Origin of the sequence: Bradyrhizobium sp. (assembly GCF_049798375.1) — a bacterium.
Lineage (GTDB): Bacteria > Pseudomonadota > Alphaproteobacteria > Rhizobiales > Xanthobacteraceae > Bradyrhizobium.
Genome location: NZ_JBARGP010000006.1, coordinates 1 through 7,495 on the forward strand (window position 1 = coordinate 1; position 7,495 = coordinate 7,495).

The window sequence follows — 7,495 nt, forward strand, 5'->3', positions numbered from 1 at the left end:
CCAACGCAGCCGAAGCCAACAATGCCGACAACAAGGCCAGCAGGCGCGGCAACAGCGTCGAGATCATTCGTTACGGCGTCAGCAGCTCGCAAACGGCACAGAAGTGACGAGAAGGAAGAGATCATGACGCGCGAGCAAACTCGATCGAAGGGGCGGACGGCGCTCGTCCGCGCCCTCGCCTTCTCGGCCATCACGGCTTTTACGCTGAACCCGGCGCTCACCCCGGTCTTCGCCGCCGACGCGGAGGTGCCGGTCGTCTCATCGAGTTCGGCGAAGATGCGCTCCCTTTCCCTCGGCATCGGCAAGTCGGTCGTGGTCGACTTTCCCGAGGACGTGAAGGACGTGCTGGTGGCCGATCCGAAGATCGCCAATGCCGTCGTGCGCTCCGCCAAGCGCGCCTATATCATCGGCTCCGCGGTCGGCCAGACCAATGTCGTGTTCTTTGATGCCGATGGCCAGCAGGTCGCGGCCTATGACATCGCGGTCAAGCGCGATCTCAACGGCGTGCAAGCGGCGCTGCGCCAGACCACGCCAGGCGTGAAGATCGATGGCGTCGGCGACGGCGTCATCCTGACCGGTTCGGTGTCGAGCCCGGTCGAAGCGCAGCAGGCTGGCGAAATCGCAGCAAGGCTGGTCGGCGGCGCCGACAAGGTCGTGAACTCGATCGTGGTCCGCAGCCGGGATCAGGTCATGCTCAAGGTCAGCGTCTCCGAAGTCCGGCGCGACATCATCAAGCAACTGGGCATCGATCTCAGCGCCAGCATGAACTACGGCACCGCGGTCGTGAATTTCAACAACAGCAATCCGTTCACGGCCAATAACGTGCCGCTGGTCGGCGGCAACGGCGCCAGCGCCACGGCGCTGGGCGGCTTCGGATCCGTCACCGCAACCATGCGCGCAATGGAAAGCGCGGGCGTCATCAAGACGCTCGCTGAACCGAACCTGACCGCGATCTCCGGCGAGTCGGCCACCTTCATCGCAGGCGGCGAGTTCCCGATCCCCGCGGGCTACACCTGCCAACCGGGGACAAGCGCTGGCTCCTTGCAGCAGTGCCAACTTTCGGTGGCCTACAAGAAGTTCGGCATCTCGCTTAACTTCACGCCGGTGGTGCTCGCCGAAGGCCGTATCAGCCTGCGTGTCATGACCGAAGTGTCCGAAATCTCCAACCAGAATTCGGTCAATCTGAGCGGCGTCACGATTCCTTCGATCCAGACCCGGCGCGCCGAGACGACGCTGGAAGTGCCCTCGGGTGGTTCGATGGCGATGGCGGGCCTGATCCAGAACCAGACCAAGCAGGCCGTCAACGGCCTGCCCGGCCTCGATCAGTTGCCGGTGCTCGGTCAGCTCTTCCGCAGCCAGGACTATGTCAACAACGAGACCGAGCTGATGGTGATGGTCACGCCCTACGTGGTGCGCGCCGTGGCGCAAAACCAGCTGTCGCGTCCGGACGACGGCTTCGCATCGGCGTCGGATTCGCAGTCGGCGCTGCTCGGCCGTCTGAACCGGCTTTACGGCATTGCCGGCAAAGTCGAGCCAGTCGCGGGCTACGAGACCAATTTCGGCTTCATCATCGACTGAGACTGACACCGTGGGGACGGGGAAATACACAATGTCGAGGACATCAGCAGCCGACCGCCTGCGTCTCATTGGCGCGCTTGTCGGCCTCTCGCTTTCGCTCGGAGCCTGCATGCAGACGAGCACGGAGGTCGTGACCGCGACCGTGCCCGACGACTACAGGCATCGCCATCCGATCGCGATCCAGGAAGGCAATCAATCGATCGCCGTCTTCGTCGGTCAGGGCCGCGGCGGACTGACATCGCAGCAGCGTACCGATGTCGCCGGTCTGGCGCGATCGTGGCAGCGCGAGGGCACCGGCGTCATCGTTTCCAGCGTGCCGGTCAATACGCCGAACGCCCGCGCCGCGGCGGATGCCTATCGCGAGATCCGTGAGGTGCTGGCTGCCAGCGGCGTTCCGTCGCGCGCGATCACGATGCAGCCCTATCATCCCGAGAACCCGCATCAATTCGCGGCGATCCGCATCAGCTATCCGAAGATCGCGGCCGTCGCCGGTCCCTGCGGCCTTTGGCCGGAGGACCTCGGTCCCAACATCATGGATCCCGAATACAACGAGAACCGCCATTATTACAATTTCGGCTGCGCCACCCAGCGCAATCTCGCCGCGATGATCGACAACCCGGCCGACCTCGAGCAGCCTCGCTCCGAGACCGCGGCCTATACGCCGCGCCGCTCGGCCGCCTTCGAGAAATATCGCAAGGGCGAGTCGACTGCGATCACCTATCCCGAAGCCGACAAGGCCAAACTCAGCGACACAGGCAAATGATCAGCGCGTCCCGACAGAACCCGGAGCAGCCTGCCGAGCCGCAGCCGCTCGCCGCCGACGATCACATCGCACCCGTCCCACGGGTCTCGGTGCAGGCCTTCTGCGAAACCGAGCAGACCTCGGCCGCGATCCAGGCCGCAAGCCAGGACCGCCGGCTCGGCAAGGCTCATATCACGATCAAGATGGGCGGCATGGCACGCGCCATCGAGACCTATCATTCGCAGCCGACGCCGAACGTGATCATGCTGGAGACCAATCCCAGCACGAGTGTGATCGACGGCCTCGACGAGCTCGCCACGGTCTGCGATCCCGGCACGCGCGTCGTGGTCATCGGTGCGCCTACTGACACCGTCGCCTATCGCGAACTGGTGCGCCGCGGCGTCAACGACTATGTGATCGGGCCGGTCGAGACGCTCGATATCATCCGCTGCATCTGCAGCCTGTTCTCCGCCTCCGAGGCCGTGATCACGGGACGGATCATCGCCATCGTCGGTGCCAAGGGCGGCGTCGGTGCTTCGACCGTCGCCCACAACATCGCCTGGACCATGGCACGCGACCTGACGATGGACTCCGTCGTCATCGATCTCGACATGGCCTTCGGAACTGCCGGTCTGGACTACAACCAGGATCCGATGCAGGGCGTCGCGAATGCGATTTTCCAGCCGGATCGGCCTGATACCGCGCTGATGGAGCGCCTGCTTGCCAAATGCAGCGACCATCTGAGCCTGCTCGCCGCACCCGCGACTCTGGAGCGGGTCTATGATTTCGGCGCCGAGGCGTTCGATGCCATCTTCGACACGCTGCGGATGACCCAGCAGTGCATCGTGCTCGACGTCCCGCATCAGTGGTCGGCCTGGACGCGGCACGCGCTGATCACGGCGGACGACATTCTGGTGGTCGCCGAGCCCGACCTCGCGAACCTGCGCAACACCAAGAATCTCCTGAGCACCTTGAAGACGTCGCGGCCGAATGACCGGCCGCCGCTCTATTGTCTTAACCAGGTCGGCATGCCGAAGCGGCCGGAGATCGATCTCAAGCGTTTCGCCAAGACGGTCGAGAGCGAGCCGATCGCCACCATCCCGTTCGACTGCAAGCTGTTCGGGACTGCCGCCAATAACGGCCAGATGATTGCCGAGATCGCGGCGCTGAGCCGCACCACCAGGCTGTTCCAGGAGCTCGGCAGGCGCCTGACCGGGCACGTCGATATCAGGCCGCAGCGGGGCTCGTTGCTGGCACCGATCGCGCGTTTGCTGGGCGTCAGATAGGCGACGGGATGCTCAATCCTCGCGGCTGAGCATCTTGGCGAGGTCCTTATCGGGCGCCGCCACAGACTGCACCCGGTGCACCATGGGCGCTTTCTGATCCTTTTGCGCGGCCTGGGCGGTCTGCTTGCGCGCCAGCAGCCGCTTCAGATAGGTCGTACTGGCCGCGGCTTCAGCCGGCGGCAGGCCAGCCTTCATGATGCGTTCGGCCTCGTTGACACGGCCTTCGAGACCAACGACCACGGCGAGATTGACCCTGACCCGCTTGTCCGCATCGGGACGTCCATAAGCCCTGCGCAGGGTTTCCTCGGCCTTGGGCAACTCGTTGGAGAGCAGATAGGACAGGCCGAGATTGGACAGCACCGAGGGCTCGTCCGGCATGATCTTCAGCGCGGTCGCGTAATACTGCCGCGCCTCGTCGTGACGATCGAGTTGGTCGAGCACCGCGCCCTGCACCGACAGGATGCGCCAGTCGGGATCTTCGGGCGTGTGGGCGCGGCTCAGCACGTCGAAGGCCTGCTGGAAGTTGCCGTTGTCGGCGAGCGCCCGGCCGTAGGCGGCGAGCAGTTCCTTGTGATTCGGATTGGCGATCGTCGCCTGCTCCAGCACGGCCACCGCCTGCGAGCGCTGGCCGAGGGCGCGCAGCGCAGTGCCATATTTCAGCGCGACGTCGGGATCGTTGGGCGAAGCGCGGTAACGCTCCCGGTAGAACTCGACCTCCGACCTCGGATCGGCCGGCGGCCCCTTCTCGGCCTTGTCGCTGAGCGATCCGGTGACATCAGCGAGATCGGTGGTCTGGCAGGCGCCGAGGCCGAGCAGCACCATCGCAAAGGACGCGGCGAACAGTGCCGGTCGGGCGAACGGACGAAGGCGAGGCGATGGACGCATGCAACGGGACAATCATGAGCGACGGTCCGGGCACGCTGACGGATTAACCCTAAGGTCCCGTTAAGACGGTCATTGCTGCCGAGCATCGTTCCCCTCGCATCCCTCAGTCGATGAACTCGGCGCCGAACTCGCAGCCGATCCGCCAGGCCAGGCGGCATTTGCGCGAATTATCCGGCGCGAAGATGATGTTGAACTGCTGCGGAATCTCGAGCAGCTCCGCCACCACCTTGACGCCGCCGGCCGAGATGTCGGTGATCGTGCAGTCGCGCGGCAGCGATCCAGCTCCCCAATGAATCTTCGCAACCCTCCTGCACAAACGACGTTCAGCCTTGCGTCGGTTCGCCAGCATATCGATCCCTCACCCGCTCAATCATCACACCATCCGTGGATCGGACAAGTTGTAGCGAGTAAAGATTGGGATCAGACTATCAGAACGGCTCGGACTGTGGGCGTCATCTTCAGCTTCCGTTAACCATGCGATGCCCGCCGCGCCGGCAGCATGAAGCAGTCGAACAACGCCGCCAGCTCTGCGGTGCCGTCGAGCGGCAGCACATGGGCGACATATTGGTCGGGCCGCACCACGACGAAGCATCCCGCCCGATCGATGCCGCGCATCGCGAAGATGTCGGCCTTCGGGTCAGCGCAGAACATCTTCTCGTAGTCGCGCAGCGCATGTTTTCCCTTCGCCGGCAGCAGCAGCGACGGCATCGTCTCGATCGCAAGGGTGCGATGCTGCTGTGGGAACACCGCGCGCAAATCGATCACTGCATCGATGTCCGCATCGTCAGGCGTGTATTTTCGGATCGGCGAGCTATCGCCTGCGAGAAAGCCGCAGAGTGCACGGACAGAGGCGCCCGCCTCTGCCGGCTCCGCCGCGGGCGCGAACATGAAAATGCGCCAACGCCCATCGGCCTTGACGACATGGCCGAGATGCATCGGCTTGGCGTCCGCAAGGCGAATGACAGGCGCGGAATGGAAACGTGTGCCGATGACAAAGCCGGGCGCGAGATGCTGATGGCTCGCCTCGCCGGTGATGATCGATGGCCCATAATGCGTCGCTGTGCCCGCGGTGTAGCGCCCGCTGCGCACGAAATAGCTCTGCGTCTTCGCGGGATCGAAACCATCGGCGCCTTTGGCGGCAGAGGCGAGCAGCGCGGCCCATTCGCGATCGAACGCGATCAGTTCGCTGGCCACGGCCTGCCGCTCGGCCGAGTAGCTGTGCAGAAGCTCTGGCGCCGCGCGCTTGCGCAGCACCGATGCGAGCTTCCAGCCGAGATTGAAGGTGTCCTGCATCGAGACGTTCATGCCCTGCCCGGCCTTCGGGCTATGGGTGTGGCAGGAATCGCCTGCTATGAACACGCGCGGCAGCCGCGTCTCGACCTCCGCCTCGGCGACGTCGTCGAACTTGTCGCACAGCCGCTGGCCGATCTCATAGACCGACCACCACGGCACCTCCTTCACGTCGAGCGTATAGGGCTTGAGAATGCGCTGTGCCTTCGCAATGACCGCATCGGCGGTCATGTTGCGGCCTGCAACCCGCTCGCCGACCTCGAGCTTGGCCATTTCGACATAGAGCCGAAACAGATAGCCGCCTTCCCGGGGAATGATGAGCAGGCTGCCGTCGTTGGCCGACTGGATCAGCGACTTGAAACGGACGTCTGGAAAATCGGTCACCGCCAGCACGTCCATGACGCCCCAGGCGTGGTTGGCGGAATCGCCACGTAGCTCGCGGCCGATCGATTTGCGCACCGTGCTGCGCGCGCCGTCGCAGCCGACGACGTAGCGCGCCTTGACAGTCTCGACCTCGCCTTCATGCGGAGCATCGCAGCGCTCGAGCGTCACGGTGATGGCGCGGTCGTCGGTGCCGGCCGAGGGATCGACCTGCAGGCCGGTCAGCTTGCGCGCATAGTACGGCTCGCTCTTCGCAGCCGATCTCTGCATCATTTCGAGGAAGAAATCATGCACGCGGGCTTGGTTCAGCACCACGTGCGGCATCTCCGACAGCCCGTCCTCGACGTCCTGGACGCGGCCGCTGCGTATGATGGCCTCACGCTGTTGCTCGTCTGGCTTCCAGAACGTGGTCTCGTTGATCCAGCAGGCCTCCCGCAGCACCCGCTCGGCGAAGCCATAGGCGTTGAACATCTCCATGGTGCGGCAGGCGATGCCATCGGCCTGCCCCAACAGCAACGGACCGGGCTTCTGCTCGACGATGCAGGTCCGGATGTCGGGAAATGCGGACAATTGCGCCGCGAGATTGAGCCCGGCCGGCCCGCAGCCGACGATCAGCACGTCGACCTCCGCCGGCACGGTCCCGGACGCCCCGCCGCCATGCACGCGCGCCACGGGGTCGGCGATGTCGGGGTCGCCAGGCTCGAAGCCGTTGAGATGGAATTGCATGCTGCGTCCTCCCGTCTTGAGCCGGCCGGACGCGCTCCGCGCAGTCCCGGCCGACGGGCACTTGAATGCCACTTCGCTATTGATCAGTATACTGATCATCAGTATACCTGTCAATAAACTGACGATTGGAGGATTTCGGTGACGGAAACGGAAGACATGCCCGGCCACCTGGCCCGCCGCTTCCAGCAGATCGCGGTCGCCGTGTTCCTGGCCGAGATCGAGCAGGCGGGCTTCGACCTGACGCCGGTCCAATATGCGGCACTGGCGGCGATCAGTGCCAATCCCGGCATCGACCAGATCACTTTGGCCGGCCTGATTGCCTATGACCGCACCACCATCACCGGGGTAATCGACCGCCTGGTGCAAAAGAACCTGGTGATCCGCGAGGCCTCTAGCCGCGACCGGCGCGCGCGCGTGCTCACGCTTACTACCGAGGGCAAAAAGACGCTGCGCGCGATCACGCCGGCCGTCGAGGCGGCGCAGGCCACCATGCTGCGCGGGCTGACGGCGGCGGAAGGAAAAGAGTTGATGCGGCTGCTGCGCAAGGCGATCGCTGCCGGCAACGAACTCAGCCGTGCGCCCCTGCGGGACGCCGCGGCGGGCGAGC

General features: G+C 64.6%; 7 protein-coding genes. 4 read left to right on the plus strand and 3 right to left on the minus strand.

The window, feature by feature from the left end:
* The first annotated feature begins 123 nt into the window (after positions 1 to 123).
* Genes WA702_RS00110 through WA702_RS00120 form a run of 3 tightly spaced genes read left to right on the plus strand, consistent with a single transcriptional unit; the run spans position 124 to position 3,606 of the window.
* Positions 124 to 1,578, plus strand: a complete 1,455-nt coding sequence (locus tag WA702_RS00110; protein WP_425108493.1) for a type II and III secretion system protein family protein — start codon at positions 124 to 126, stop codon at positions 1,576 to 1,578.
* A gap of 31 nt (positions 1,579 to 1,609) precedes the next feature.
* Entirely contained in the window at positions 1,610 to 2,341 is a 732-nt protein-coding gene (locus tag WA702_RS00115) for a CpaD family pilus assembly protein (protein ID WP_425108494.1), read from the plus strand.
* Positions 2,338 to 3,606, plus strand: a complete 1,269-nt coding sequence (locus WA702_RS00120; RefSeq protein WP_425108495.1) for an AAA family ATPase — start codon at positions 2,338 to 2,340, stop codon at positions 3,604 to 3,606. The genes WA702_RS00115 and WA702_RS00120 overlap by 4 nt, the downstream gene beginning before the upstream one ends.
* 12 nt (positions 3,607 to 3,618) lie before the next feature.
* On the opposite strand, the gene WA702_RS00125 is transcribed toward WA702_RS00120, so the two are convergent.
* From WA702_RS00125 to WA702_RS00135, 3 genes are all read right to left on the minus strand, one after another.
* Positions 3,619 to 4,491: a tetratricopeptide repeat protein gene (locus WA702_RS00125; RefSeq protein ID WP_425108496.1), complete on the minus strand. Its 873-nt coding sequence runs from the start codon at positions 4,489 to 4,491 to the stop codon at positions 3,619 to 3,621.
* A 103-nt stretch (positions 4,492 to 4,594) separates the two neighbouring features.
* Complete coding sequence (locus WA702_RS00130; protein WP_425108497.1) at positions 4,595 to 4,840, minus strand: PilZ domain-containing protein; 246 nt, start codon at positions 4,838 to 4,840, stop codon at positions 4,595 to 4,597.
* Positions 4,841 to 4,959: 119 nt separating this feature from the next.
* Positions 4,960 to 6,888, minus strand: a complete 1,929-nt coding sequence (locus WA702_RS00135) for an FAD-binding monooxygenase (RefSeq protein WP_425108498.1) — start codon at positions 6,886 to 6,888, stop codon at positions 4,960 to 4,962.
* A 156-nt stretch (positions 6,889 to 7,044) separates the two neighbouring features.
* Here WA702_RS00135 and WA702_RS00140 point away from each other — a divergent pair.
* Positions 7,045 to 7,495: MarR family winged helix-turn-helix transcriptional regulator (locus WA702_RS00140; protein ID WP_425108499.1), on the plus strand; the 451-nt coding region annotated here is incomplete at its 3' end.

Bases quoted from the DNA above. Each gene is read 5' to 3' on its own strand.
- WA702_RS00120 (WP_425108495.1), top strand. From the start codon at position 2,338: ATGATCAGCGCGTCCCGACAGAACCCGGAGCAGCCTGCCGAGCCGCAG.
- WA702_RS00135 (WP_425108498.1), bottom strand. From the start codon at position 6,888: ATGCAATTCCATCTCAACGGCTTCGAGCCTGGCGACCCCGACATCGCC.
- WA702_RS00115 (WP_425108494.1), top strand. From the start codon at position 1,610: ATGTCGAGGACATCAGCAGCCGACCGCCTGCGTCTCATTGGCGCGCTT.
- WA702_RS00110 (WP_425108493.1), top strand. From the start codon at position 124: ATGACGCGCGAGCAAACTCGATCGAAGGGGCGGACGGCGCTCGTCCGC.
- WA702_RS00125 (WP_425108496.1), bottom strand. From the start codon at position 4,491: ATGCGTCCATCGCCTCGCCTTCGTCCGTTCGCCCGACCGGCACTGTTC.
- WA702_RS00130 (WP_425108497.1), bottom strand. From the start codon at position 4,840: ATGCTGGCGAACCGACGCAAGGCTGAACGTCGTTTGTGCAGGAGGGTT.